The 1,885-nt window shown below is 76.6% G+C and carries 2 protein-coding genes; both read left to right on the top strand.

What is annotated here, in order from left to right:
• Positions 1–228: 228 nt before the first annotated feature.
• Positions 229–1,206: a Rossmann-like and DUF2520 domain-containing protein gene (locus tag AC51EU_RS30020; protein WP_496270246.1), complete on the top strand. Its 978-nt coding sequence runs from the start codon at positions 229–231 to the stop codon at positions 1,204–1,206.
• On the top strand, positions 1,203–1,885 hold a 683-nt coding region (gene panC, locus AC51EU_RS30015; protein WP_496270245.1), incomplete at its 3' end, for a pantoate--beta-alanine ligase. The genes AC51EU_RS30020 and panC, both read left to right, overlap by 4 nt.

Raw genomic sequence — 1,885 nt, 5'->3', positions numbered from 1 at the left:
TTCCGTCCGGCTTCCCGATGCCCATGCCCGCCCCCGTCCGGCGTCCCGCCCGTCCCGTCGTCCGCATCATGACCCGGCCGCGCCACCTCCCGCGACCCCTGTGGATAACTCCGGCGAGAGGCGTGTTCCCCGTTGCCCACGGGCCCGGGGAGCGGTCGGAGCACTCGCGTAGCATGACGGTGAATCGTCCGGTACCCCCCGCGGACTGGAACGGAAGGCCATCGCCGCGTGAATCCCACCCCACCCACCGAGGCCCAGGACCGCCCCGCCCGGCTCACCGTCGGAGTCGTCGGCGCGGGCCGTGTGGGCCCTGCCCTCGCCGCGTCGCTCCGCCTCGCGGGCCACCGCCCGGTCGCCGTCTCGGGCGTCTCCGACGCCTCCGTACGACGCGCCGCCACCCTGCTGCCCGACGTGCCGATCGTCCCGCCCGCCGAGGTCATGGCGCGCGCCGACCTGGTGCTGCTGACCGTCCCCGACGACGCCCTCGCCGACCTGGTCGGCGGCCTCGCGCGGACCGGCGCGGTACGCCCCGGCCAGCTGCTCGTGCACACCTCGGGGCGGTACGGAACGGCCGTCCTGGAGCCCGCCACCCGCGCCGGGGCGCTGCCGCTCGCCCTGCACCCCGCGATGACCTTCACCGGCACCCCCGTGGACGTCCAGCGGCTGGCCGGCTGCTCGTTCGGGGTGACCTCCCCCGACGAGCTGCGGCTGGCGGCCGAGGCGCTGGTCATCGAGATGGGCGGGGAGCCCGAGTGGATCGCGGAGGAGGCCCGTCCGCTCTACCACGCGGCGCTCGCCCTCGGGGCCAACCACCTGGTCACCCTGGTCGCCCAGTCGATGGAGCTGCTGAGCGCCGCCGGGGTCGGGGCCCCGGACCGGATGCTCGGACCGCTGTTGGGCGCGGCCCTCGACAACGCCCTGCGCTCCGGTGACGCCGCCCTGACCGGGCCCGTCGCCCGGGGCGACGCGGGCACGGTCGCCGCCCACATCGCCGAACTGCGCGCGCACGCCCCGCAGAGCGTCGCCGGGTACGTCGCCATGGCCCGTACGACGGCGGACCGCGCGCTGGCGAGCGGTCTGCTCAAGCCGGAGCTGGCCGAGGACCTGCTCGGTGTCCTCGCCGACGGCACGACCGCCCCGGGCGCGCGCCCGGGCACCCCTGACGACGGCCCCGACGAGGACCCCCGCGGAGGCGAGGACCGATGACCGCCCCCAGCTCCCCCCAGCACTCCCCGCGGCCCCGGCAGGACGGCGCCCAGGTGGTGCACACCACCGCCGGGCTGCGCGCCCTGCCGCGCACCGGCACCCGGGCCGTCGTGATGACCATGGGTGCCCTCCACGAGGGGCACGCCACCTTGGTGCGGGCCGCCCGCGAGCGGGTCGGCCCCCAGGGGCAGGTCGTGGTGACGGTCTTCGTCAATCCGCTCCAGTTCGGCGCGGGCGAGGACCTGGACCGCTACCCCCGCACCCTGGACGCGGACGTCGCCCTGGCGGGCCGGGCCGGCGCGGACATCGTCTTCGCGCCGCCCGCCGACGAGGTCTATCCGGGCGGCGAGCCCCAGGTCAGGCTCTGTGCCGGGCCCATGGGCACGGTCCTGGAGGGCGCCAGCCGCCCCGGGCACTTCGACGGTGTGCTGACGGTCGTCGCCAAGCTGCTGCACCTCACCGGGCCGGACGTCGCCCTCTTCGGGGAGAAGGACGCCCAGCAGCTCGCGGTCGTCCGGCGGATGGCCGCCGACCTGAACTTCCCCGTCGAGATCGCGGGGGTCCCCACGGTGCGCGAGGAGGACGGTCTCGCGCTCTCCAGCCGCAACCGCTATCTGGACACCGCAGAGCGCCGCACCGCGCTGGCCCTGTCCGCCGCGCTGTTCGCCGCCGCCGACCG

The organism is Candidatus Streptomyces philanthi (genome assembly GCF_059553635.1).
The sequence above is the reverse complement of the archived record's forward strand: the minus strand, read 5'-3'. Positions and strand labels throughout refer to the sequence as shown.